24 protein-coding genes and 4 pseudogenes are annotated in these 24511 nt (G+C 70.2%); 21 read left to right on the top strand and 7 right to left on the bottom strand.

Features of this window, described 5'->3' with window-relative positions; translation table 11 throughout:
• Window positions 1–1071 carry an ABC transporter permease gene (locus tag RKD20_RS46150; RefSeq protein WP_424882988.1) on the top strand — a complete coding sequence of 357 codons (1071 nt, stop codon included), beginning with the start codon at window positions 1–3 and terminating at the stop codon, window positions 1069–1071.
• The gene (locus RKD20_RS46145; protein WP_424883486.1) at window positions 1031–2074 is read left to right on the top strand and encodes an NAD(P)-dependent alcohol dehydrogenase; all 1044 of its coding nucleotides are present in this window, start codon (window positions 1031–1033) and stop codon (window positions 2072–2074) included. The genes RKD20_RS46150 and RKD20_RS46145 overlap by 41 nt, the downstream gene beginning before the upstream one ends.
• A gap of 41 nt (window positions 2075–2115) precedes the next feature.
• On the opposite strand, the gene RKD20_RS46140 is transcribed toward RKD20_RS46145, so the two are convergent.
• The 3 genes from RKD20_RS46140 to RKD20_RS46130 are packed head-to-tail and all read right to left on the bottom strand — an operon-like array spanning window position 2116 to window position 4946.
• Window positions 2116–2886 (bottom strand): ThuA domain-containing protein, encoded by a 771-nt coding sequence (locus tag RKD20_RS46140; protein WP_424882987.1) that lies wholly within the window; start codon window positions 2884–2886, stop codon window positions 2116–2118.
• A gap of 3 nt (window positions 2887–2889) precedes the next feature.
• Window positions 2890–3654: an SDR family NAD(P)-dependent oxidoreductase gene (locus RKD20_RS46135; RefSeq protein WP_424882986.1), complete on the bottom strand. Its 765-nt coding sequence runs from the start codon at window positions 3652–3654 to the stop codon at window positions 2890–2892.
• 53 nt (window positions 3655–3707) lie between these two features.
• Window positions 3708–4946 carry an acyl-CoA dehydrogenase family protein gene (locus tag RKD20_RS46130; RefSeq protein ID WP_424882985.1) on the bottom strand — a complete coding sequence of 413 codons (1239 nt, stop codon included), beginning with the start codon at window positions 4944–4946 and terminating at the stop codon, window positions 3708–3710.
• A 197-nt stretch (window positions 4947–5143) separates the two neighbouring features.
• Between RKD20_RS46130 and RKD20_RS46125 the strand changes: the two genes are divergently transcribed.
• From RKD20_RS46125 to RKD20_RS46095, 7 genes and pseudogenes are all read left to right on the top strand, one after another.
• The gene (locus RKD20_RS46125) at window positions 5144–6682 is read left to right on the top strand and encodes an AMP-binding protein (protein ID WP_424882984.1); all 1539 of its coding nucleotides are present in this window, start codon (window positions 5144–5146) and stop codon (window positions 6680–6682) included.
• Between the two features lie 31 nt (window positions 6683–6713).
• The gene (locus RKD20_RS46120) at window positions 6714–7319 is read left to right on the top strand and encodes a histidine phosphatase family protein (RefSeq protein WP_424882983.1); all 606 of its coding nucleotides are present in this window, start codon (window positions 6714–6716) and stop codon (window positions 7317–7319) included.
• 30 nt (window positions 7320–7349) lie between these two features.
• Entirely contained in the window at window positions 7350–8540 is a 1191-nt protein-coding gene (locus RKD20_RS46115; protein WP_424882982.1) for an acetyl-CoA C-acyltransferase, read from the top strand.
• An 18-nt stretch (window positions 8541–8558) separates the two neighbouring features.
• Window positions 8559–9521, top strand: a complete 963-nt coding sequence (locus tag RKD20_RS46110) for a PDR/VanB family oxidoreductase (RefSeq protein WP_424882981.1) — start codon at window positions 8559–8561, stop codon at window positions 9519–9521.
• A 40-nt stretch (window positions 9522–9561) separates the two neighbouring features.
• The gene (locus RKD20_RS46105) at window positions 9562–10428 is read left to right on the top strand and encodes a 3-hydroxybutyryl-CoA dehydrogenase (RefSeq protein WP_424882980.1); all 867 of its coding nucleotides are present in this window, start codon (window positions 9562–9564) and stop codon (window positions 10426–10428) included.
• Window positions 10412–11205: pseudogene (locus tag RKD20_RS46100) on the top strand (helix-turn-helix domain-containing protein). The gene RKD20_RS46105 and the pseudogene RKD20_RS46100 overlap by 17 nt, the downstream one beginning before the upstream one ends.
• A 51-nt stretch (window positions 11206–11256) precedes the next feature.
• Window positions 11257–11859, top strand: coding sequence for a gamma carbonic anhydrase family protein (locus tag RKD20_RS46095; RefSeq protein WP_424882979.1), 603 nt, complete (start codon window positions 11257–11259; stop codon window positions 11857–11859).
• Between the two features lie 449 nt (window positions 11860–12308).
• Here RKD20_RS46095 and RKD20_RS46090 read toward each other — a convergent pair whose 3' ends face one another.
• Entirely contained in the window at window positions 12309–13202 is an 894-nt protein-coding gene (locus tag RKD20_RS46090; protein WP_424882978.1) for a hypothetical protein, read from the bottom strand.
• Between the two features lie 193 nt (window positions 13203–13395).
• On the opposite strand from RKD20_RS46090, the gene RKD20_RS46085 reads away from it, so the two are divergent.
• The 4 genes and pseudogenes from RKD20_RS46085 to RKD20_RS46070 form a co-directional block, all read left to right on the top strand.
• On the top strand, window positions 13396–13905 hold the full coding sequence (locus RKD20_RS46085; protein WP_424882977.1) for an AMIN-like domain-containing (lipo)protein: 510 nt from the start codon (window positions 13396–13398) through the stop codon (window positions 13903–13905).
• A 190-nt stretch (window positions 13906–14095) separates the two neighbouring features.
• Complete coding sequence (locus RKD20_RS46080; RefSeq protein ID WP_424882976.1) at window positions 14096–14473, top strand: Ku protein; 378 nt, start codon at window positions 14096–14098, stop codon at window positions 14471–14473.
• Entirely contained in the window at window positions 14448–14789 is a 342-nt protein-coding gene (locus RKD20_RS46075) for a hypothetical protein (RefSeq protein ID WP_424882975.1), read from the top strand. The genes RKD20_RS46080 and RKD20_RS46075 overlap by 26 nt, the downstream gene beginning before the upstream one ends.
• A gap of 682 nt (window positions 14790–15471) precedes the next feature.
• A pseudogene (locus tag RKD20_RS46070) lies at window positions 15472–15672 on the top strand (transposase); the annotation flags it as partial.
• Between the two features lie 23 nt (window positions 15673–15695).
• Here RKD20_RS46070 and RKD20_RS46065 read toward each other — a convergent pair.
• The 3 genes and pseudogenes from RKD20_RS46065 to RKD20_RS46055 all read right to left on the bottom strand — a co-directional run.
• The gene (locus RKD20_RS46065) at window positions 15696–16076 is read right to left on the bottom strand and encodes a hypothetical protein (RefSeq protein ID WP_424882974.1); all 381 of its coding nucleotides are present in this window, start codon (window positions 16074–16076) and stop codon (window positions 15696–15698) included.
• The gene (locus RKD20_RS46060) at window positions 16073–16393 is read right to left on the bottom strand and encodes a hypothetical protein (RefSeq protein ID WP_424882973.1); all 321 of its coding nucleotides are present in this window, start codon (window positions 16391–16393) and stop codon (window positions 16073–16075) included. Before RKD20_RS46060 ends, RKD20_RS46065 begins: the two co-directional genes overlap by 4 nt.
• Window positions 16394–16765: 372 nt before the next feature.
• A pseudogene (locus tag RKD20_RS46055) lies at window positions 16766–17005 on the bottom strand (hypothetical protein); the annotation flags it as partial.
• A 43-nt stretch (window positions 17006–17048) separates the two neighbouring features.
• Here RKD20_RS46055 and RKD20_RS46050 point away from each other — a divergent pair.
• From RKD20_RS46050 to RKD20_RS46015, 8 genes and pseudogenes are all read left to right on the top strand, one after another.
• On the top strand, window positions 17049–17378 hold the full coding sequence (locus tag RKD20_RS46050) for a hypothetical protein (protein WP_424882972.1): 330 nt from the start codon (window positions 17049–17051) through the stop codon (window positions 17376–17378).
• A 625-nt stretch (window positions 17379–18003) separates the two neighbouring features.
• Window positions 18004–18366, top strand: coding sequence for a sortase-dependent protein (locus tag RKD20_RS46045; RefSeq protein ID WP_424882971.1), 363 nt, complete (start codon window positions 18004–18006; stop codon window positions 18364–18366).
• Window positions 18363–19037, top strand: coding sequence for a class F sortase (locus tag RKD20_RS46040; protein ID WP_424882970.1), 675 nt, complete (start codon window positions 18363–18365; stop codon window positions 19035–19037). Before RKD20_RS46045 ends, RKD20_RS46040 begins: the two co-directional genes overlap by 4 nt.
• 84 nt (window positions 19038–19121) lie before the next feature.
• A complete protein-coding gene (locus RKD20_RS46035; protein ID WP_381125270.1) occupies window positions 19122–19613 on the top strand; it encodes an RNA polymerase sigma factor in 492 nt (163 codons plus the stop codon).
• Complete coding sequence (locus RKD20_RS46030; RefSeq protein WP_424882969.1) at window positions 19597–20088, top strand: hypothetical protein; 492 nt, start codon at window positions 19597–19599, stop codon at window positions 20086–20088. The genes RKD20_RS46035 and RKD20_RS46030 overlap by 17 nt, the downstream gene beginning before the upstream one ends.
• Before the next feature lie 215 nt (window positions 20089–20303).
• Window positions 20304–20737 (top strand): annotated as a pseudogene (locus RKD20_RS46025) (transposase); the annotation flags it as partial.
• Between the two features lie 317 nt (window positions 20738–21054).
• Window positions 21055–21759 carry a hypothetical protein gene (locus RKD20_RS46020; RefSeq protein ID WP_424882968.1) on the top strand — a complete coding sequence of 235 codons (705 nt, stop codon included), beginning with the start codon at window positions 21055–21057 and terminating at the stop codon, window positions 21757–21759.
• A complete protein-coding gene (locus RKD20_RS46015) occupies window positions 21756–23399 on the top strand; it encodes a hypothetical protein (protein ID WP_424882967.1) in 1644 nt (547 codons plus the stop codon). Before RKD20_RS46020 ends, RKD20_RS46015 begins: the two co-directional genes overlap by 4 nt.
• Window positions 23400–24511 lie beyond the last annotated feature (1112 nt).

Here is a 24511-nt window from a genome sequence, read left to right as displayed (position 1 = left end):
ATGACGTCCGTCCCGACCCGGGTGAAGACCACCCTGTCGTTCCGCACCATCGGCGCGGTGTACGTGTGGCTGGTGATCGTCGTGCTCTTCTCCGTGTGGGCGCCGGACACCTTCCCGACGGCCATCACGGTCAAGCAGGTGCTCAACGGCAACGCGGTGGCAGGCCTGGTGGCGCTCAGTGTCGTGCCGCCGCTGGCCGCCCGCGTCTTCGACCTGTCGGTCGCCTACACCATGTCCCTGACCAGCGTGCTGACCGCCCACTTCGTGGTCTCCACGGGCCTCGGTCCCTTCACCGCGATCGCCTTGGCGATGGCCGCGGCCCTGCTGGTCGGGGTGGTCAACGCTCTCGTGGTGGTGGTGCTGCGGGTCGACTCGTTCATCGCCACGCTCGCCACCGGCGCGCTGATCCAGTCCCTGATCACCATGGTCACCAACGACAGCTCGATCACCGGGGTGCAGTTGCTCGCCAAGCCCTTCGCGAGCCTCGCCCAACTGGACGTCGGGGGCATCACCCTGCCGGTGCTGTATCTGCTGCTCGCCGCCCTCGCCATCTGGTTCGTGCTGGAACACACCGCGACCGGACGCCGCCTGTACGCGACCGGGTTCAACGCCGACGCGGCCCGCCTGCAGGGGGTGCGCACCGACCGGCTGCGCTTTGTGACGCTGGTGACGTCCGCGGTGCTCTCCGGATTCGCCGGAGTGGTCTTCGCGTCCTCGGTGGGATCCGGATCGCCGACCGCGGGAAGCCCGTATCTACTGTCGGCCTACGCGGCGGCCTTCGTCGGCGCGACCCAGCTGCGCGCGGGCCGCTTCAATGCCTGGGGGACGGTGATCGCGGTGCTGCTGCTCGGCACGGGGATCACCGGGCTCGGGCTCGCCACCAGCGCGCAGTGGGCCGCGAGCCTGTTCACCGGTTCCGTCCTGATCGTCGCGCTCGTTCTGACGGGCGGGCGGATCGCCCTGCCCACCGTGCTGCGCCGCCGGGCCGGGAAGCCGCCCGCCCCCGCACAACCGGAAGGAAGTACCGATGATGAAAGCCGTGCAGTACCTGCGGGTGGGACACGCGCCTGAGCTCGTGGAGGTGCCGGTGCCCGAACCCGGCCCCGGCCAGGTGCTGTTGAAGGTGACGGCGGCGGGCCTGTGCCACTCCGACATCGCGGTGATGGGCTGGCCCGAGGAGGCCTTCCCCTACGCCCTGCCGATGACCCTCGGCCACGAGGGGGTGGGCACGGTGGCGGCCGTGGGCGCCGGCGTCACCGAGGTGACGGAGGGCGAGGACGTGGCGGTGTACGGCCCCTGGGGCTGCGGACGCTGCCACCCGTGCGCCGAGGGCAGGGAGAACTGCTGTCCGCACGCGGCGGGCCTCGGCATCGTCCCGCCCGGGCTCGGCCGGCCCGGCGCGCTCGCGGAGTACCTTCTGGTGGACTCACCGCGTCACCTGGTCCCCCTGCACGGCGTCGACCCCGTGCAGGGCGCGCCCCTCACCGACGCAGGACTGACCCCGTACCACGCGATCCGCAGGTCCCTGCCGAAGCTGCTGCCCGGCAGTACGGCGGTGGTGATCGGCGTCGGTGGCCTGGGCCATCTCGCCGTGCAGCTGCTGCGCGCGCTGACCCCCGCTCGGGTGGTCGCCCTCGACACGAGCGAGGACAAGCTCCAGCTGGCGGGCAAGGTCGGTGCCCACGAGACACTGCTCTCCGACGGCGAGGCGAGCGCGCGGATCCGCCGGCTCACCGGCGGTATCGGGGCGGAGGTGGTCCTGGACTTCGTCGGCGCCGAGGCGACCCTGGCCGTCGCGGCCGCCTCGGTGGCGGTCGCGGGCGATGTCACGGTCGTCGGTCTCGGCGGGGGCACGCTGCCCGTGGGCTTCGGCGGCGGGTTGCCGTTCGAGGTGTCGGCCGCCTTCCCCTACTGGGGCAGCCGCACCGAGCTCATGGAGGTCCTCGACCTCGCGCGCCAGGGGCTCGTCTCCTCGCACGTCGAGACGTTCACGCTGGAGCAGGCGCCCGAGGCGTACGCGCGGCTGCACGCCGGGGACATCAACGGCCGTGCGGTGGTGCTGCCGCACGGCTGAACCCGGTGGCTCGAGGGCCGGCGCCCGAGGGCGCCGGCCCTCTACGGCCTGTCCGTCATCCGCCGCACGCACCGGCGCAGCACCGTCAGGAACTCCGGTGTCTGCCACGGCCCCACGTCCACCCGCCCGGTGTCGGCCACGCCGAGGTCCTGTATGTCGTAGCGGCCGCGGCAGTGTCCGAGGGTGAAGTAGCAGACCTCGCCGCGGCCGTGCGGCTTGAGGTACAGCACCGGTCGGGGGGTGCTGTCGCGGGCCGCCGTGTCACCTTCGGCGAAGCCGCGGCACGGTCCCGTGTACTCGGCGTGCAGCAACACCTCGAGCTCGCCGTGCAGTTCGCACACGTACAGCTCGTCGGTGACCGTGAACGGCCCGATCCCGGCGACCAGGGGATGCTCGGGCCGGGTCACCTTCACCTTGTACGGTTCGATCGGCGGGTGGGCCAGGAACTGGCTGCCGAGCACCTGCGCCAGGTCTCCGAGGAGCCGTGGGGTGGTGAACTCCCGGGGCCCGGCGCCCGTGGACGGCTCGATCACCGCGTTGGTGCCGTGCAGGGCCAGCCAGCGCCCGCCCCGCTCGACGAACCGGGCCAGCGCGGCCCGCTGCGCCGGTCGGGGCCGGACGTCGCAGGTGTAGGTGACCAGCAGGTCCGCGCGGTCGAGGGCGTCCAGGCAGTCGTAGTCCTGGTACACCCTGGTGCGCACCCGCGGCTGCTCGGCGAGCAGTTCGAGCAGCCTGAGCCGGGCGTGGTCGAAGTCGTGCCAGCGGCCGCCGCAGACCAGTACGGCGTCAAGGCGGCCGGCCAGGCCCGCCACGGCTCAGTACTGGACGCGGGTCAGCAGCCCGCCGTCCACCACGAGGTTGACGCCGACGCAGAAGGAACCGGTGCGTCCCAGCAGGAACGCGACCGCGGCGGCTACGTCCTCGGCGGTGCCGTAGCGTCCGATCGGCAGCTTTGCGAGGACCTCCTCGTACACCTCAGGGCGGCTGGTGCGGATGGTCTCCCAGGCGCCGCCGGGGAAGTCGATCGGGCCGGGCGAGACGGTGTTGACGCGGATGCCCTTCGGGGCGAGGGAGTGTGCGAGGGCCGAGGCGTGCTGGACGACGGCCGCCTTGAGGGCGGAGTAGGAGTTCGCGCCGGCCGGGCGCGCGGTGTCGGAGGCGTTGGTGGTGCCGATGGCGACGACGGCGGCCCGCTCTGAGCCCTCCAAGTGGGGAAGGGCCGCCTCGACGAGGCCGGCGAAGGGGATCAGGTCGCCGCGCAGGCTGTCCTCCCAGGACGTGGGGCCCTTCACGTTGCCCGCCGACACGTTGGACACCAGGAGGTCGAGGCCGCCGAGTTCACCGGCCGCGCGCTCGACGAAGGCCGCGAGTGCGGCCGGGTCGGTGACGTCGACCGGCTCGGCGAACACGGTGGCGCCTTCGGCCCGCAGTTCGGCGGCCGTCTTGGCGAGGCCTTCCTCGCCGCGGGCGCAGAGGGCCAGGGTGCAGCCCTCGGCGGCCAGGGTCGCGGCGATCGCCCGGCCGATGCCCCGGCTCGCACCGGTCACCAGTGCCTTCGCGCCTGTCAGTCCCAGATCCATCGTCGTCACTCCTTTGTGAGAAAGCCTGTGGGAGGTCTGTCAGTTGCCGTCTGTCAGTTGCCGGGAAGCTGCGAGAACGGCGCCCGGTCCGTGCGCGGTTCCGGCGGCAGGTTCAGCACGCGTTCGCCGATGAGGTTGCGCTGGATCTGGTCGGTGCCTCCGGCGAGGCGGTAGCCGGGGGCGCCGAGCAGGTGCTGGGTCCAGGCGAAGGTGCCCGGCTCCCCGGTGTCGGCGGTGATCCGCGCGCCCATGAGCTCGGCGGCGACCTGGCCGGTGCGGGTGAGCAGTTCGGAGGCCATGAGTTTGGTGAGGGAGGCCTCAGGGCCCGGCCGGCCGCCGGCGGCGCTCGTGCGGGCGACCCGCTCGACGGTGGCCGCGCGCAGGGCGGTTCGCACGTACAGGTCGGCGAGGAGCTGGCGGGCCAGGGGGTCGCCGGTGCGGCCGAGGGAGCCGGCGAGCGCGAGGACGTCCGAAAAGGTACCGCCCTTGCGGCGGTTGCCGCTGCCGGACGCGGTCCGCTCGAAGGCGAGGGTGGTGGTGGCGACCTCCCAGCCCTGGCCCGGCCGCCCGATCCGCAGTGCGTCCGGGACACGGACGCCGCTGAGGAAGACCTCGTTGAAGGAGGCGCCGCCGCTCATCTGCCGGATGGGGCGCACCTCCACTCCGGGGGCGTCCATCGGGACCAGGAAGGCGGTGATGCCGGCCTGTTTGACGACGTCCGGGTCAGTGCGGGCGAGCAGCAGGCCGTAGTCGGCGAACTGGGCACCCGAGGTCCACACCTTCTGGCCGTCGATCACCCAACCGTCGCCGTCCTGGCGGGCACGGGTGCGCAGGGCCGCGAGGTCGGAACCCGCGCCGGGTTCGCTGAAGAGCTGGCAGGCGAGCCGGTCGGTGCGCAGGAACGCCCGGGCGTACTCTTGGCGTTGATCGTCGGTCCCGAACAGGGAGACGGCCATCGCGACCAGGCGCACGGTGACGCTGATCAGCTCGGTGGACGGCGGCACCTCGAACGCGGACTCCTCCTGGGCGAAGACGGCCACATGCGCGGCGGTCAGTCCCGCACCGCCCTTGTCGGCGGGGAGCGTCAGCGCCTGGTAGCCGGCGTCGAAGCGGGCCCGCTGGTAGGCGCGGCAGCGCTCCAGCAGCAGGCGTTCCTCGTCCTGCGGAAGGTTGTGGAACACGGCGAGGTCGGCGTCCGCTCCGGCGGACTCGGGCGCCCGCGCCGGTTCCAGCACGGTGGCCAGCCACTGCCGGACCTGCCGGCGCCATGCGTCCGGATCGGGCTGGGACATGGCTCCTCCTCGAGTACTTACCAGACGATGGATTGAGTAACGGCGAGCGGATCGCATGTCGTCCCTGCGGCTGAAACATGCGGGAATGGCTTCATCCGGGATCAGAGTGTTCCGTACTTTCTTGATAAACGCTACAGTCTCAGCATCCCTCTCTCCCGTCGGCATCGGGAGAGGACCGCGGAGCCGCCGGAGGAGCCATGTCGCTGCTGCCACTCGACCGTCGTGCCCAGGAGACACCCCACGAGCCCGCCCTGGCGGACGACCTGGGCATGCTCACCTGGTCCGGCCTCGCCGACCAGGTGGCCCGGGCAGCGGTCCGGCTGCTGGAGTTCGCACCCGGACCGGACGACCGGATCGCCGTCCTCGGCGACAACGCGATCCCGACCCTGGTGGCCCATCTGGCAGGTCTGCGCGCCGGAGTGGGGACCGTGGCCACCTCCCGCAACCTCACTTCGCGAGAACTGGTCGACCAGGTCATCGACGCGGGCGCGACCGGGATCGTCGCCGGACCGGTGGGCGCCGGTGCCGCCCTCGACGCGGCCCGGGAACTGGGCCTGCCCCTCGTGACGCACGGAACCCCGGCCGCCGGCCACGCCTTCGACTGGGACCTGTGGCTGGCCGCCGCTCCCACCGACCTCGCCCTCCCCACGGACCGGCCCGCCCGGCCCCCGCTCGTCTACACCTCCGGAACCACCGGCCGGGCCCGCGGCACCGAGGTGCGCTGGGTCAGCGCCCCGGTCGCCGACAGCGCCGCCTACCTCGCCGCGATGTCCGCCCGGCCCGGCTTCCCACCGGGACCCCACCTGGTGTGCGGCCCCCTCCAGCACAACGCGCCCTTGACCTCGCTCCGACACCTGGCGGCCGGTGAGCCCGTGGTCGTCCTCGGCAGATACGACGCGGAGACCTTCCTCAGCCGCGTGCAGAAGTGGCAGGTCACCTCGACGGTGATGGTCCCCACCCACTTCCAACGACTGCTCGCCCTCCCGGACGACATCCGCTCCCGCTACGACGTCTCCAGCCTGCGGCAGGTCTCCCACACCGGCTCCGCGTGCCCACCCGACGTCAAGCGCGCCATGATCGACTGGTTCGGTCCGGTACTGACCGAGTCGTACGGCGCCAGCGAGGCGGGAACCGTGGCCCGCATCAGCAGTGCCGAGTGGCTGGCCCACCCCGGCTCGGTCGGACGGGTCCGGCCCCCGTTCGAGGTCCTGGTCACCGGCGACGACGGCCGTCAACTGCCCCCCGGCGAACGCGGACTGCTGGCCTTCCGGGCACCGGACGACCAAGGCGTCCGCTACCACGCCGACCCGGACAAGACCAAGGCCGCCTACCTCTCCCCCGGCGTCTTCACCCTCGGAGACATCGGCTACGTCGACGCCGACGGCTACATCTTCATCACCGACCGGGCTGCGGACGTCGTGGTCTCCGGCGGGGTGAACCTGTACCCCGCCGAGAGCGAGGCGGTCCTGCGGCAGCACCCGTCGGTCGCCGAACTCGCGGTGATCGGCGTGCCCGACCCCGACTTCGGCGAGGCGCTGCGGGCGCTGGTCGTGGCAGCGGGAGAGGAGCCGCCGGCCGAGGAGCTGGACCGGTTCTGCCGGGAGCGCCTCGCCGCCTACAAGTGCCCGAAGTCGTACGAGATCGTTCCCGAGCTGCTGCGCAACGCGATGGGCAAGCTCGACAAGCGCGCGATGCGCCGCCCCTACTGGAGCTCGGAACGGACCATCGCCGGCTGAGCCGTTCCACCCGAGCACTCAAGGATCACCCATGACCGAACTCCTTCTCGTCCGGCACGGCCTCCCCATGGCCGGTGTGTTCGACCCGGGGCTGTCGCCCGAGGGCGCCGCCCAGGCCGAACGCCTCGCCGCGTGGCTCGGCCACGAAGACCTCGACGCCCTGTACGTCAGCCCGTTCCGGCGGGCCCGCGAGACCGCGGCACCCCTGGAACGCCTCACCGGCATGACCGCGACCGTCCTCGACGACCTCCGCGAATGGGATACGGACGTCTCCCAGCCCTACACCCCGCCGGAGCAGATCGGCACCGGCGACCCCCGGGCGGCGGCATTGGCCGAGGGACGCTTCGAGGACTTCGTGCCCGACCTCGACTGGGACGCGTTCCGCGGACGGGCGGTGCGCGCGATGGACACCATCCTCGACGCCCATCCCGGCGGACGGGTCGCGGCCGTGTGCCACGGCGGCATCACCAACACCTACCTGGCGACGGTGCTCGGCCTGCCGACGATGTTCTGGTTCCACCCCGGCTACACCTCGGTCAGCCGGGTGCGGCGCATGCCCGGCGGCCGGGTCGTCCTGCACTCGGTGAACGAGACCGCCCACATGCTCGCCGAGCGCGTCGCCGACCCGGTCGCCTGAACCCGCCACCACCCCCAGGAGGTCCCGGCCATGCCCGGATCCGTCATCGTCGCCGGCGCGAGAACGCCCATCGGCAAGCTGATGGGCGCCCTGAGCACCCTGTCCGCGGTCGATCTCGGGGCCCATGCCATCCGCGCGGCACTGGCCGCCGCCCACGTGGACCCGCGGGCCGTGGAGGCCGTCGTCATGGGCCATGTGGTGCAGGCCGGGGCGGGGCCCAACTCCGCCCGGCAGGCCGCGGTCCGCGCCGGCATTCCCTTCTCCGTCCCGGCGAGCACCGTCAACAAACTCTGTCCGTCCGGGCTGCATGCCATCGCCCTGGCCGACCTCATGATCGCCTCCGGGCGTCACGAGGTGGTCGTCGCGGGCGGCATGGAGTCCATGTCCGGCGCCCCGCACCTGCTGCGCGGATCGCGCACCGGCTGGAAGTACGGCCCGTCCGCGCTGGAGGACGCCTTGGATCGCGACGCCCTCGTGTGCGCCTTCGACGGGGTCTCCATGGGCGCGGCCACCGAGCGGTACCAGCAGCCCTTCGCCCTGACCCGGCAGGAACAGGACGAGTACAGCGCGCTGTCCCACCAACGGGCCGCCCACGCCCGGCAGTCGGGCGCGCTGTCACAGGAGATCGCGCCCGTCACGGTGCCCGGCCGCCGGGGCGACGCGGTGGTGGACGCCGACGAGGGCGTACGGCCGGACAGCACCGCCGAGAGCCTCGGGCGTCTGCGGCCGGCCTTCTCCGGCACGGGCACCATCACCGCCGGCAACTCCTCCCAGCTCTCCGACGGCGCCGCGGCCGTCGTCGTGATGAGCGCCGAGCGCGCCCGGCGGGAGGGCCTGACACCGCTCGCCGAGATCGGCGCCTACGGCACGGTCGCGGGCCCCGACCCCTCCTTGCTCGTCCAACCGGCAGGCGCGGTCCGCGACGCCCTCGACCGGGACGGCCGGCTCAAAGCAGCCGACCTGGACCTGTTCGAGATCAACGAAGCGTTCGCCGGAGTGGCCCTGGCCTCCGTACGGGAGCTGGACATCCCTGTGGACAAGGTGAACGTCAACGGCGGCGCGATCGCTCTCGGGCACCCGGTCGGCATGACCGGAGCCCGGCTGGTCCTGGCCCTCGCCACGGAGCTACGGCGGCGCGGTGGCGGCAGCGGAGCGGCGGCCCTGTGCGGAGGCGGCGGCCAGGGCGACGCGCTGTTGCTGCGTGTGCCGGCGCGGACCTGAGACCCGGAGCGCACTGACATGACCGACCAACTCCCCCCGACCACCCTGACGGTGGCCGCCCGCATCCTCGTGGCCGACGACGTGGTCAGCCTCACCCTGCGCCGCCCCGACGGCGGTCCCCTTCCCTCCTGGACGCCGGGCGCCCACATCGACGTACTCCTGGACGGTGAAGCGGGCGACCTGGTCCGTCAGTACTCCCTGTGCGGACACCCGGCCGACCGTGGCACCTGGCAGATCGCGGTGCTGCGTGAACCGCAGGGCCGCGGCGGCTCCGCGCACGTCCACGACCGGCTGTTCGAAGGCGCCGATGTACGGGTCCGCGGACCGCGCAACAACTTCCCGCTGCGGCCCGCCGCCCGCCATCTGTTCATCGCCGGCGGCGTCGGGATCACGCCCATCCTTCCCATGGTCGAGGCGGCCGAGGCCGCGGGGGCCGACTGGAGCCTGCTCTACGGCGGCCGCACCCGGACCTCCATGGCCTTCCTGGACCGCCTCGCCCCGCACGGGGAGCGCGTCCTTGTCCGCCCCCAGGACGAGTACGGCCTGCTGGACCTCGCCGGCCACCTCTGCGTGCCCAAGGAGGGCACCCTGGTGCACGCCTGCGGCCCCGAACCCCTGCTGCGGGCCGTGCAGGAACAGTGCGCGGACTGGCCGCCCGGGACGCTGGGTGTAGAACGGTTCGCCCCAGTACCGACAGCCGCGAGCGGCACCACCACCGCCTTCGAGCTGGAACTCGCGCGCTCCGGGCTCACCCTCACCGTGCCACCGGACCGTTCAGTGCTCGAAACCGTGGAGGAGGCCGGCGTCGACGTCGACTTCTCCTGCCGGGAAGGCACGTGCGGTACCTGCGAGACCGACGTGCTGGAGGGCGTGCCCGACCACCGCGACTCGCTGCTGACCGAGGACGAGCGGGCCGCCGGCGACACCATGCTCATCTGCGTCTCCCGCTCGTGCGGCCCCCGCCTCGTCCTCGACCTCTAACACCTGCCCACTCCAGCTCACCAGAAAGGACGGGCCCCGGATGCACCCCGTCACCCGTCTCGGCGTCGTCGGCTGCGGCCTCATGGGCTCCGGCATCGCCGAAGTCGCCGCCCGCCACGGCATCGACGTACGTGTCGCCGAATCCACGCCCGAGGCCGCCGAGGCGGGCCGCCGCCGCATCACCTCCTCCCTCGACCGGGGCGTACGGCACGGCAAGCTCGGTGCGGAACAGCGCGACCAGGCCCTCGCCCGGCTGTCGTTCACCGTGGACCTCGGCGACATGGCCGACCGCCAGTTCGTCGTCGAGGCCGTCGCCGAGAACCTCGACATCAAGACCGGGGTCCTGCGCGCCCTGGACAAGGCGGTCGAGGACCCGGCGGCGGTCCTGGCCACCAACACCTCCTCGATTCCCGTCGTCGACCTGGCCGTCGTCACCGAGCGACCCGAGCGGGTCATCGGCCTGCACTTCTTCAACCCGGTCCCCGTTCAGCGGTTGGTCGAGGTCATTCCCGCCCTCGTCACCGGCACCGACACGCTGTCGCGCACCCGCGACCTCGCCGAGCAGCTGGGCAAACAGGTCATCCAGGCGCCCGACCGTTCCGGCTTCGTCGTCAACGCCCTCCTCGTGCCCTACCTGCTCAGCGCGGTGCGGATGGTGGAGTCCGGCGCCGCGCGGCCGGACGACATCGACCGGGGGATGGAACTCGGATGCGCGCACCCCATGGGGCCGCTGCGCCTGCTCGACCTCATCGGCCTCGACACCGCCCAAGCCGTGGCCGAGTCGATGTACGAGGAGTTCAGGGAGCCGCTGTACGCCCCGCCCGCCCTGCTGCGCCGCATGGTCGCCGCTGGTCACCTCGGGAGGAAGAGCGGCCGCGGGTTTCACACCTATGAGACTTCAACTTGACCCGGCCCTGAAGGGTTTCGAGGTGCGCGACCTTCTGCGCATGGAGATCTTCGACTGCATCGACGCCGTGGCCAGGCCGGTCCACGACTTCGGTGACGAGTTCATGTCCGACGACGCGACCGCAGCCATCGGCCTGCGCGCTGGGTTCGCCCCGGGGCGCGGCTTCTACTGCCGCGGCCGGTTCGGGGTGCTTGGCGAGGCACCGGCCCCGGTGGTCCAGGCGGTGCAGGGGTTCCTCGGCCCCGATCTCGTCGCCACCGGCTGGCGGGCCGGCAGGCCCGTGATGCCGGCGGAAGAGGCCGCCGCCTGCTACGCGCAGGCCGTCCTGACATGGGGGCGCGCCCGCATCCTCACCGACGTCGACGTGGAGCACTTCAACGGCCTGGCACAACGGCTGATCGACGCCGCCGACGCCGACTCACTGCCCCTGTTCGCCGGCTGGCGCGCGCAGGACGGCCCGGCGACGACCCGGTCGGGGCGGCGATGCAGCGCATCCACGTCCTGAGGGAACACCGCGGCGCCTGCCATCTCACGGCGGTACGGCTGTCCGGACTGAGCGCCCGGGAGGCGATGGTCGTCAACCTCGGCGTCGAGGAGGCGACCCACTACGGCTGGCGCGAGCCACACCCGGCCGCCGCGGCCCTGGTCCCCCAATGGCAGCGCGCCGAGCGGCTCACGGACGAGCTGCAGGCGCCGCTCTACGCCATGCTGGCCGCCCGGCAGCGTGCCGAGTTCGCCCAGCTGGTCGACGCGTTGACCAGCGCTCAGACCTCATGACCGTACGTCGCAGACACCGGCAGGTACACGATAGGACGGCTGATCGCGGCCATGCTTCTCATTCATGAAGGCCGTTCGCCCTCCGTCCACCCCACGGCCTATGTCGCTCCGAACGCCACGCTGTGCGGGGACGTGCGCGTGGGGGCCGGGTGCCGGGTGCTGTTCGGCGCGGTGCTCACCGCCGAGGGCGGGCCGGTGGAGCTGGGCGAAGGCAGCATTGTCATGAAGAACGCGGTCCTGCGTGGCACCCGACGGGATCCGCTGGCCCTGGGGCGTCAGGTCCTCGTGGGCCCCACCTCCCATCTGACCGGCTGCCGGGTCGAGGACGAGGTCTTCCTGGCCACCGGCAGCCGAGTCTTCAACGGAGCACGGATCGGCACCCGCTCCGAGGTACGGATCAACGGCATCGTGCACCTGCGCACGGTCCTGCCCGCCGAATCGACGGTGCCGATCGGCTGGGTCGCCGGCGGCGACCCAGCGCGCATCCTCCCGCCGGAGGACCACAATGGGATCTGGGAAGTGCAAAAGGAGCTCGACTTCCCCGGCTACGTCTTCGGCCTGGACCGGCCCAGCGAAGGCCAGAGCTTGATGCCGGCCATCTCCGAACGCTTCGGCCGCAGCCGCGGCCGCCACAGCGACGACCACCAGATCTGAGCCCCGCTTGGAGCGCGTGAGTCCACGGTTGGAGAACACCCGGTGAGCAGACACCACGAGGAAGTGCCACGTTCGTGAGACTGAGCGGCTGTGCCATCGACCTAAGACAGCGGAAGAGCTGCTGGTCGGCGAGCACGACCTGTGCCACGAGCGGCGGGACCCCACCTAACCTGACCGTGCTGGACGGATCTGCGGGACGACCAAGCTCCTGGTAGACGTGTTCTCGACCAAGATCGCCCGCAGCCTCCGGGAGCTTCGCGTGCTTGTCGATCCGTCGTCGATCGACTTGTCCAGTCGCACCCTGCGGTGTCTGACCGGACACCTCACCTGTGCGTCAAGGGGAGATCATGGGTCGCGCTCGCCCTTCATCCTGCCCGGCCTGCTCACCGTGGCGACTCGCAGCATCGGCGACATCCTCGCCGAGATCTCCCGCTTCCGTACGCTCATGCTCACTGAGTGCGGTCGGCCGTCGGGTTGGCTGCCCCCTGGCCGCTGTCCAGATCAGGGCGTTCATAGTGCTGAAGGATTCCACCGCAGGAGAAGCAGAGAGCGCCAGTGAAGGTGCCCCAGTTGGCGCTGTCGGCGTTGATCAGGCTGCCGGTGGCGGGGCGTGTGTAGGCGGCAAGGGCGGCGACCATGAAGAGGGCGGAGCCGAGCTGGTTCACGGCGGTGATCCACCAACCGAGGTCGTGCGGCAGCAGCCGAGGCCGGCCGTGGCAGATCTCGACAATCGCGAGGTGACCGGAGAGCAGGAAGAGGACGCAGCCGATCAGGTCGGGGGCCCAGATCAGCCGGTTGATCTGTTGGACGGTCAGGCCTTGCAGGAAAGAGTCGAGCAGGTCGACGGCGAACACCAGGGTTCCGGCGAACAACACGAAGGCGCTCAGCCAGTCGACCCGCGTCGGTTCGTAGCTCCACCACCGCCACGGTCGGGTGACCAGGGCTCCTTCACCCCCGGGCACGTGGCGCGGGGCGTTGATGACCTGGAGCAGGGAGACGTATCCGCCGGTGTTGAAGAACAGGCCGCCGGCGAAGTAGATCGAGGCGCAGGTGGTGGCGTCGCCGGAGCCGAACTGGGCGACGGCGGCGCCGGCCGCGAAGAGCGCCCCGCCGATGATGAAGGCAGTGGCGGCGATCGCGTTGAGCCTGCGCAGCCGAGCGAGGGCGGTGTCGTCGGCGCTGGCGTGGTGGGGGGCGGGCGCGCCGGGAGGGTGGACGGCGATGAGTCCGCGGCGCCGGGCGAGCCGGGATTCCCAAGTGGCGGTGCCGCCGCCGGGCGGGTGCCAGGTGAGCTGGGTGGTGAACGGTCCCGCGCCTTTGGCGCGCTGGTCGGGCTGGCTCACAGGCCGAGACTAGAGGGCTCGCCGGTCGTCGGCCGGGCGAAACGCCGCCGGCGGGGCTGGGCTTCGTCCTGACTGGTTATGTGCGAGCACACTTCAGTACATGAGAATCATTGGCCAAAGCGTGCAACCGTATGACCCTCGCATATGTCTCATACTGTGACCCCCAGTCCCCGACGTCTCATAAGGGGGCGTCATGTACACCCGTCATCGCCTCATAGCCATCACCGCGAGCGCACTCCTGCTGCCCGGCACCGCGGCGTCGGCCTCTGCCGCCGCCACGTCCCCGGCACCGTCCACGAGTCTCGTGGTCAACGCCAGGATCGCCGGTCACTGCTCCTTCGACCGGGTCGTCATCGATGTGAAGGGCAAACTGCCGCCGACCACCGTCACGCGTGTCAAGGAACTCCGCTACGACAGCTCGGGGAAGAAGGTCCCGCTGGCCGGGAAGCACTTCCTGGAGATCAAGCTTTCCCCCGCCGCAGCCCACAACAACGCGGGCAGCAACGTCTACAAAGGCCCGCGCCTGATCAAGCTGAATCTGGCGAAACTCAAGGGCTTCGCACTGACCGGCGACTTCGAGGGCGTCGTCACCTTCGGGGCCGCGTTCAACAGCAAGCCCTCCTACACCACCAAGCAGCTACACCGCCCCGAGCGCTTCGTCCTCGACATCGCCCACCACAACACCTGCCGTTCCCCGCACTGAGGTGCATGGACGGGTCCCCGGGTCGCGCACCGCCTCGCACGAGGGCGTCACCCGCAAAGATCATCCGCGACAAAGAGCGCAAGTACGTCAGGGATTTCGCCGGCAGGGGCGTCGTGTGGGAGCGTGTGCAACCGCGCCCGGCCCCGGCTCGGGAGTCGCGTCGACAAGCGAGGTCGTCTCGTCTCTTCAGGTGAGATCCCTTTCCGCGCTGTCGATCGCCGAAGTCGACGGAGCCCCCGACGACGAGGACGAACGCCTGGAAGACTTGAGCCGGGTACTGGTGAAGAAGGTGTGCGAGATCGAGGACCGCGAGGTCGCCCAGTCAGAGATCGGCCGCGGCGAGGAGTACGCCAAGGACCAAATCGTTGCCATCTCGGATGAGGAGCTGCGGGATCTGCCGCTGCCCACGGCAAAGGCGATCGAGATCGAGGCCTTCGTGCCGCTCGACTCGATCGACCCGATCCAAATCGGCGTGGGCCACCTCGCCCCGGACGGGCAGGTCGCGAGTGCCTCGGCCTGCTACGGAGATCGTGCTGCACGCGATGCACTGGCCCGACGAGATCTGTGATCCGGCCGCCGTCCACCCGCCCGACCAGAAGGTGTCGGAGGAGGAGATCGAGGGGGCGCTCGCCCTGATGGAGTCGATGGCGCGCGACGACCTCAATGGCCGCGAGCTCAAGCACGCCTCCACCGACGCCCTCGCGAAAATCATCGAGGCCAGGCTGGAAGACCGCGAGCTCCCCGACGCGCCGGAGCCCGAGCAGCCGGCCCAGGTCCTTGACCTCATGGCCGCGCTCAACGAGTCGGTCCAGAAGGCCAGGCCTCCCGAGGCGACGCCGACCTACACGAACCGCCCAAGAAGGCCGCGGCCAACAAGGGGGTGAAAAAGCAGTCCGCCAATCAGGCACCGGCGAAGAAGACGGCAGCGGAGAAGACGGCCGGGCCCAGGCCGCGCAGCGCTTAGATCAGTCCAGGTGCCGGGTGGGCCGCCGCGAAATGGCCTGAGCATGCCCCAGTCCCGCCATGTCGCGGGCCTCATCCGTGCGCTTCCCGACATCGTCGCTGCTGCCACCGAGTTGAGCGAGGCGCTGGTGCTGGGCACCCTTCCTCGCTGCCCGGAAGCAGCCCGCAGGACCACAGGGAGGCACCGGTTGTGGGCAGACCCTGACGCCGCCGTCATGATGCCGGGCCAGGCGAAAAGAGGGGAACGTCGGCGGGCGTGAGCTCGGCTCGCGCTGCTGGTACCCGTCACGTATTCGCATGGGCGCGGTATTCCTTTGCCCCAGCCCCAAGGACGCGCATTTGTCGGGTCGGAAGCGCTGTGGATCTAGGGCAGATGCAGCCTCGCCGCCCTCGACTCCTGTGCTATTCCCCCCTCGGAGCGCTCTGGTCTGCTTCGAGGGGGCCAGCCAGGGCGACCGTTCAGTCTGCTGGAGCCGCAGTCGATGGCATCTACGCAACGGCCTGTGGCGTGCGTCTATCCGGCTGCCGGGGTGGTGCCTGCGGGAGTGCTGTCAGCTGGTGGTGGGGCGCTCTGTGCTGCGGGTGGGGTGGCGCCGTGTCGGCGTCAACGCCCGCATCCGCAGGGCCGTCCGCGCCCGCGGACACTTCCCCAACGAGGCCGCCGCCCTGAAGTGCATCTACATGGCGCCGATGAGCCTGGACCCGACCGGGAAGGGCCGCAAGCGATGGACCATGCGCTGGAAAGCACCCCTCAACGCGTTCCAGATCGCCTTCGAGGGCCGGCTCACCCCGGCCAACAACTGAACCTCAACAACCAAGATCAGCCGTCAAATTGACACACCCGGCAAGACTGTTGCTCCAACCCAGTGCTTCTTGAAGATCCCTCCGGCTGGACCCGCGTCGATGAGCATCGTGGGGTCGTCTCCCGGGTAGAGGTGCAGGGTCCGCCAGCTGTGGACGTGGTCCATGTAAGTGGCGGCGGCTTCGATGATGTCCGCCCACCGATGGTCTCCGAGGGCGACGAACCTGTCCGGGTGGGGACGGTCGTCGTTCAGGGCTCCGATGCCGGCGACGTACAACCTGTCGTAGGTGATGAAGACGTGGTCGGCCGCGTCCTCACTGCTGGGGGTCCAGATGCCCTCGGCGGGGACAATTCTGCCGTCGTCTGCCTCGCTGGTCTCGATCTCGTACAGGCTCGTGGTGATCACACGCTCACCCCCGCGAGGGCGCCGGCCAGGAGCGCGATGATGTCGGTGTCGGCGTAGCTCTCGTGGTCGCGGACGTGGAAGGACGTGTCCTTCGCGGTGAGGGCGAAGCCGGGGAGGACGCCTCCCGCACGGCCCTCGAGTTCGGTGTCGATGCGGGCGGCGTCGCGGGAGGCGTGCCCGGTCTGGGCGTAGGGACCGAGGCAGAGCAGAACGACGCCTATGTTGTCGCGTCGGGCTTCGACGTGGACGCCGTAGTGGGCGGAGACCATGCCGACGTCGTCAGGAAGAGGCAGGTTCGCCGCGGCATGGGTGAGCATCGCGTAGGCCGGCTGCCAGACGCCGAGGATCGCGGCCGTCTCACAGCGCAGCCAGCCCTTGTTGTAGCCGAGCTCGGGCCATGGAGGTAGGCCCCGGCATGCGGGGTGTCGGGGTGGACCAAGGAGACGGCGATCGCGTCAGGACCGTGGTCGTCGCCGGGGAGCGGTTGGGCTCGCTGGAGGAACGGGCCGACCCGTACAGCGATGTCTTGGCCGCTGCCCGATTTCCAGGGCTGCGGGTTCTTGCGGGCGGCGAGCAGTGCGCGGAACACGTCGACGAATGCCTGGTCCTCAGGGGAGAAACCGCCGGGAGCATTGCCGCATCGGCGGAAGAGACCGGTCCACTCGATCGATGTGCTGCCAGCCACTGTCGTCACCGTCCTGGACGGGATGGGTGGAGCGCACCGGCTTGCCGAGGCTGCGGGCATAGGCGATCTCGCGGCGGGTGCTGTCGCCGATGTAACCGCCGGGGTTGACGACCAGGACTTCGTCGGCAAGGTCAATCTTCCGCAGGTGCAGGGTGTCGAGCACCTGCTTCAGACGGTTGGCCCGGGCGGGGTCGTCCCACGGCCTGCTGCTCGGTGTGGCACCAGGCGACGGCGCAGATCGCCCAAGGGGCCTGCGGGACACAGCTGTACCGATCTCCGCTGCCGGAGTGTTCCTGTTCTGGACCGTCACCCTGGTCGCCGGTCAGCTCGGCGAGCAACACGCCGAGCAGGACAGCCGGAACGTCGTCCAACGCACCGGCCTGGTGGTCTTCAGTGCCGAGCGGCTCGGCCTCAGCTCCCGATCAACGGAACTCCGCTTCCAGGACCTCGATGCCGCCGTGCGCCTTCGCTACCGCTACACGGGCCTGCGGCTCATCGTGGCGCGCGACGGACATTATTACGCCGTGCCCATCGGATGGCGGGCGCGGACCGACCCCATCTGCATCTTCCGGAAAAGCGCCGCCGTGCGCGTCGAACTGACGCCCGGCGTCCAGTAGCCACCATCCACCTGTCCCCACTGCAGTCGCAGGCATGCGCATCTGGTCTGCTCGGTGATCGCAAAGAAACGCCCTAGGCCAGGCGCTGCGCGGCGTGCGCCCCGTCTCCTTCGCAGGTTGCGGCGTGGCCTTCCGGCTCCACCGAGACGCCTCCCGCGGGCCCGATCTCTGACATCTGTATCGCGATGGCCTTACTCGCACCACGAGCGAGCAGGAAGCGCCAAGTCCGGCCAGCCAAGGCCGCCTTCACGGGAAGCGATCCCCACAGATCGGGACCGCTTCGAGACGCCTCGGAAGTCCCAAATGACCTCGCCCTAGCCACCTGTTCGTGAAGCCGCTCTTCCGCCACGCAGGGCCCGGGCTGCTCAACTTCGACTCGGCTCGTCATGCATGGGAGCGGCGAGCGTCCGTGCACTGGGCTGGAGGCCGACGGCAGGCCACCGACGTGCCGACTACCGATCGCACAGCGCGGCAGTGCGCGTCGCGGCACGCCGACGCGGCCGGGCCCGCATGGCTTTGCCTTCTCTTTGCAACCCGTCTCCCGTCCCGTTCGTCTCTCCGCTCGATCCATGACACCCACCGCCGGTCCCGCCGGTGGGTCGACCGATGAAAGAGAGAGCGATCCATGCGTCGAACCGGCCTCAGTGCCCTGGCCCTCGCGTGCGCAGCCGTCCTGGCGGGCGCGATGCCCGCATTCGCCGACGGGACGTCCGCTTCCCCGAGCACAGCCCCCTCCGCGGCGCCGAGCGCGACCACCGCGCCGACCCGGGCCCCGAGCGAGAGCGCCGAGCCGACCCGGGCCCCGAGCGCGGCGCCCTCGGAGGGTCAGGTCCGCGTCGTCCCCAGCGGCGCCCCCGACACCGGTGAGGTCCCGACCTCCTCAAACTCCTCCCACGACGCCCTGATCGGCGGGGGCGCCGCCGCGGCTGTCGTCCTGGGCGGTGGCACGGTCCTGCTGCTCCGCCGCCGGCGCACGAACGAGGCGTGACCACCGACAGGCCCGGCAGCGGGGCGCCGGCCGGACGGACCCGTCTCCTCCCGGCCGCCGTAGCCGTACGTGCCCTTCTCGTCGCTGCCCTGACCCTAGTGGCGGTGGCCTGTGCCGGGCCCGGCGGCTCGGGTGGAGCGGACACGGGTCGGGCGGACACGGGCGGTAGTTCCGTCAGTGGTTCGCCCGCCGCCAAGTCCGTCACCACGGTGGGACGTTCGGTACCCGTCTCGCTGCACGTGCGGGCCATCGGCGTCGACACCCCGCTCATCCGGCTCGGCCTCGCGAAGGACGGCAGCGTGCAGGTGCCGCCGATCGCCGCGCACGACCGGGCGGGCTGGTACGAGCACTCGCCGACCCCGGGGCAGAAGGGACCGTCGGTGATCCTCGGTCATGTCACGGTCGGCTCCTACGGCGACGGCGTCTTCCGGCACCTCGCGGACCTGCGCAAGGGCGACGAGATCGTGGCCCGTCTTCAGGACGGCACGTCCACGGTGTTCGCCGTCACCGAGGTGCGCACGGTCGCCAAGGCCGACTTCCCCACCAAGGAGGTCTACGGCGACGTGGACCGGCCGGAGTTGCGGCTCATCACCTGTGGCGGAGCCCGGACCGGCGACGGCTACCTCGACAACGTGATCGTCTTCGCGGTGCTGCGCTCCGCGAGCCCCTGACGGCGTCCGCGCCCCGGGCCGGCGGGAACCCCTCCCGCCGGCCCGGGGTCTTGCTCCGTGAACGCCACCACCCTATGGAGAACGTTGAAACGGTCCCGCGAGAAGGAAGCATCCGAGCTGTTCGCCGCCCTCTACCCACGCCTCGCCGGATGGTGCCGCCGGCTCGTCGACGACGACGGGACGGCCCATGAGATCGCCTCGGAGGCGTTCACCCGGCTGTGGGCCCGCTGGACGGCCGTGGACGAACCGCGCGGCTTCCTCTATGTCACCGCGGCCAACCTGGTCCGGGACCACTGGCGCAAACTGGAGCGCGAGCGCAAGGCGTTACGCCGCGCCACCACCGAGGCCGCGATCGGCCCGCCCCCCGAACAGGCGGATCCCTCGGTCCGGTTGCTCGTGCAGTCCCTGCCCGAACGGCTTCGGGTGCCGATCCTGCTCCACTACTACGCCGACATGCCGATCCGGGAGGTGTCCATGCTGACCGGACGCAAGGAGGGCACCGTCAAGGCCGACCTCCACGCGGCCCGTGAACTGCTCCGCGCCCACCTGGGGAGAAGCCTTGATCACACACTCTGAAGAAGGCCCGGACCGCGACCCCGACGACCCGCTCACCGTCCTCCTGCGGCCCTCCTCCGACTACCTCGGCGCGCCTCCCGGCCGCTACGAGGCGATCCGCCGCGGCGCCGCCCGCCGCAAGGTGCTGCGCGCCGCCGCCGGAGCCGCCCTGACCGTGGGTGTCGCCGCGCTCGTCGTCCTGCCCCTGCGGCCGTCCGCCTCCGGTACCCATCGCTCCCCGACGATCCCCATGGCTCCGCCGTCGGCGACCATCCCCGGGCCCGAGCGGTCCGCGTCACCCACCACCACCCCGCGCCTGGTTCCCACCGCGCGGGAACCCAGCGGCAGCCCGTCGGAGACCGCCCGGCCCACCGAGCCCGCCACCCGTGCCGTCCCCTCGTACTCGTCCCCCTCCCGCCCCGCCGCGTCCCGCTCGTCCGGCGCGTCGGCCACCCGGGACCCGGCCGAGCCGTCCGCAGTCCCCACCAGGGGGTGACAGATGCGCCGCGTCCTTGCAGCGCATGCGGCAACCCCGCAGCACGGGATTGAGGTCGGCGACCACGGCGGATACTGGCCGTTCGGTCTTGGAGCGTCCGGTGGCCGCGCGGACTTTGTCCCGCAGCACCCGCATCGCTCTGGCCGAGGGCCAGCGCTGCAAGTAGAACTTGCCCCGCCATCTCCACGACTCGACTTTCCGATGGTGGAAACCGAGGGCGCAAGCGCCACCTTGGCTGCGACACCCTCGGCCTGCTGCTGACCGTGCTGGTCACCGCCGCCAGCGTCTCCGACACCGCAGCCGGCGTGACCCTGCTCTCCCGCATCGCCACCGCCCAACCGCACATCACCAAGGCCTGCGTGGATGCCGGCTATCGCACCACCGCCGTCGACCACGGCGCCCGCCTCGGCATCGACGTCCACCCCGTCCACCGCCCGCCCGGCGCCCGCCCGGCGCCCGCGGGTTCACCATCATCCCAAGACGGTGGACCATCGAACGCAGCACCGGCTGGCTCAAGCACCACCGACGCCTCGCCCGCGACTACGAACGCCACCCGTACCGCTCCGAGGCCATGATCCACCTCGCGATGATCGACCTCATGGCCCGCAGACTCCCCGGCGAAGCCACCCCCAACTGGCGCGGAACCTGACCCGGGACCAAACACGAATCACCGGACCAAATGCTCAGTAAGGGCACAAGGCCTGTGGTCGTTCTTTCCCAGTGGCGGCGCTGGGCCGCCAGCCAACTGGCGGCGGCGAGGGAATCCCCCACCTTGCGGGGCCGTTCCGGTTCCAACCGCACGCGGTGGCTACGCGGTCGCTACCTCGTCCGGGACTGTGGTTTGAGCGCCATTGGCTGGGCGTGCGCCCTCTCGCGCTCCTTTCACGCCTTGCGCGACGCGGCCGACGACTGCAGCGTAGTTTGGTCGGCCTGGACGGGAGCCGGTCGCGTCGGGGAGGGAATGAAGTGGAGACCATCTCGCTTGTCGAGCTGATCGAGCATGCGGTCAGCGATCCGCACCAGAAGAACTGGACGGGCAGCTTGGAACACTTCGACGAGATGCTCAGGCAGGAGAACCTCGCTCAGCTGGAAGCCGCGCATCGGGGCGCCTTCGCGTTCCTGGTTTTCCACCCGTCCGCAGACGTCCATGTCGCCGAGTACGTGCGCGTGGGCACGCTGGCGTCGGACAGCGGCCCCCGGGTTCTCACCTTCTTCACCCTGGATGAGAGCGCCACCGTCTCCCAACCGTCGGCCGTATTGGCCGGTGGGCCCGCCGACACGGCCGTGCACCTCTCGTACGAGATGACACGTCGCCTCTTCTCCCCGTCGGTACCGCCGCCGTTGCCGGGTGTGATCTTCATTGGGCAACTGTCCACGGATGGCGACGCCGTCTATGTGCCTCTGGGGGACCTTCAGGATGACTCGGGTGTAAGGGAACGGCTCCGAATCCTATTCTCGTTGGCTGATCAGGCGTTGGCGGACGATGCTGACCCGGCGGAGTTCACGAACCGATTCAGCAGGAAGTTGATCCCGCTGAAGATTGAGTACAGCCGGTCCGGCAAGGCGCCGCTGGGCGAATGGCTGGCGAAGAGCTACCGACGCGTCGTCGGTCACGGCTGGGAGCTGGTGACGCTTGTCGGTGGCGTCCTCGCTGGACAGCAGCTGACGTGAACCTCGAAGATTCCCCACAGCCAACGCTCGCGCTGGCCCGGATCGGCGAGCGCTACCTAAAGGATTTGCAGACTTTCGGCCGGCTGAGTTCGGTGGGACCGCTGAATCTGGCAGATTTGACACCTTATGCCGTTCGCAGGGCCGTGTTCATCATCGAGTACTTCACACTGCTCCAAACGCGTAGTGAGCTGAGGCTCTCCCCCAACGAGAACCTGCCCTTCCACTACAACCTCAGGGACTGGCCGAGCACCCAGGCCATGGCAGGCTACTGCGGTTCAGACGGCGAGGTGACCGCAAGTTCGTTCGCCATGTCCTTGTTGGAAGGTTGGGATCTACGGACGACGAGAACCTTGCACGCACGCCTGATCAAAGCTGCTCTGTGGCGGGCGAAAGACCACGGACTGAGCAGTGCGCTAGCGCTGTTGTTCGACCTCTATCATGCGGGGTTCTCAGGCAGAGATGAGCTGCGTGAGGTCGCCGAGCTACTACTGCTCGGGCGGTGCAGCGCCTCTTCAGACGACGACATGGTGCAGCGCTTCCTGAACGGCTTCACGCCGGACGCGGCGCAATGGCACTCCCTCATACCCGCAACGGACTGGATTCGTCCCGTTGGAGACCCTCAGGCCGAATTGGTGACCCCGCTCCTCGAACAGGCAGCGGCGGCGATCCAGCGGGTTCGTGGAGCAGCCGACTTCGACGAATGGAATGTCGGGCAGATCCAGCTCCATGGACTACTCCTGACCGTCTCGCAGCTCGTAATGCGGTTCTGCGGCACCGACCGCCTGGCACTTACATGGAAAACAAGGCTGGCACAATGGGAGGAGATCGAGGCTGACGCGTTCAGCTTTCTCAGCATGGCCGCGATACCGATCCTTCCGCTGCCGATTTGGGACCAAGAAGCCAGGAGTATGCAGGATCTGGCGAAGACCTATCGAGACCGTGGCGGGGGGAACTGGAAGCGGCGCTTCTGCCAGGAGCGGCTGCGTGTTCCTGACGAGCTTCGCGACTTGGTGCTCGATACCCCGGAGGCAGAAGTTCCGCAGCGTTGGCGAAGCTTGAGCCGACGGGTGATCCGACCTTGGATGGCCGCGTTCAGAGACGGATCCGAGCCCGATGACATCCGGGCTACGTCCTTCCCACCCGACAAGCTCGTGTCCCATGCTCGGATCCAGGACGCTATGCGGGAACTCGAGGTCGAGGACCCCCAGGTACAGGTCAGCCTCGTACGCCGCATGCTTGCCACCGAGTTGGACACTTCCTCCGCCGGGGACCAACGCATCATCGGCGCGCTCAACGATGCAATCGCGCACGCTTCCGCGGAGTGCGCCGCAGACGAACGGCTCGAGGGATTCGGGGAGATCCGGCGGTTGCACTCGGCGCGTGAGTACGGCGCTGCGTTAACGAAGGCACAGGACCTGCTGAGGGCCTACCCGTACTCCAAGGGGGCCCTACATTCTGTGGCCCGGCTGCACGAAATCCGAGGCAATCTACGCCAAGCCCTGGACCACCTAGTCGACACCGTGGCCCTGGAGCCGATGGATCCACAAGCCTGGCGATCTCTGGCCGGTGTCCTGCACCAACTTGGCAATGAGCGAGAGGCCGAGCTGGCGGCCATGTGTGGCGGCCTCGTCCGCAACTGACGCACGCGTTACGCGCCCAACGCCAGGAACGTCGCCTGCACCGGCTTCCAGTCCAGGAGCGGCTGGCCCGTCGGCAGTTGTGATCAGCCGGGAGCAGCCTGCGCGGAAGGGCCGAGTCTTCGGGGCCGTCGGCTCGATAGGTGCCGAGTCTGATGACCTCGCCGACGACGAATGTCCCGTCGCCGGGGATCTCGCCAGCCGGGGCCTTCTTCGTCGGGCTCGGAGTGCGAGCGAGGGTCTCCTTCGCGGGCGGGGCTGAGTGCCGCCCCTCCAGGCCCAGGCCCTTCATGCCATTGCCCTCGCCATGAGGACCCGTCCGCGATCGCCACTGTCAGGACGTCTGGTCTCGGTGTCGGGGCCAACTGCCGACTGCCTCATGAGACACATTGAATTCTGGAGAAGGACGGATATCGCGCCCAGCTCGCCGTGTATGCGGGCGGGCGGGTGCTGCTGCGCTCCCGGCGCGGCACGGACATGACGGCCTCGTTCCCCGAGATCCGCGCGGCGGCCCTGACTCAGCTGCCGGAGGACACCGGGCTGGACGGAGTTATGTCACCTGGGAGCCTGTCTCAAGGGTTCGGCGTCTCACGTCTCCTGCCTCGCGCGCTTGGCTGGTGAGCGCGCCGCGCCTGGGTGCGGAACGCTGGCGTGGAAACTGTCGGTCATGGTGTGGACACTGCCCGAGCCGATGCTGGCCGCTGCCGTAGACAGCCCAGCGCTGCCAGCCGGGCACGCGGCAGAGCCGAAGTTGTGGACAGGGTTATGTGCTGTCCGTCGTCCATGACCGAGTGGGGGACGCGGCTGCGGGCCGATGCGCAGCGGGACACGGTGTCTGGGCACAAGGTTTGGGTGGCGTACAGCGTGCCGAGGGCGGCGGCGAGGGTGCCGAGCAGGAGCCGCATGGCGGCTCGGGGAGGTGGGGCTCGAAGCGGGCGCCGAGGTAGACGCCGACCAGTTGCCGGTCCCGCAGGCGAGACCCAGCGGCCGGTCGGGGGCGACGGCAGCGGAACTGATGAAGACAACAGCGCGAAGGCGGCGGCCCCGCCACAGATGTGGTGAAGGTTGCGGCGAGTGCCGCTTCGTTCACTTCAAGTAGCACGGCGGTTGGCGGC

This window comes from Streptomyces sp. SLBN-8D4 (genome assembly GCF_049739545.1).
In the GTDB taxonomy this organism is placed as follows: Bacteria; Actinomycetota; Actinomycetes; order Streptomycetales; family Streptomycetaceae; genus Streptomyces; species Streptomyces canus_C.
This window is presented reverse-complemented; position numbering and strand designations above follow the sequence as displayed.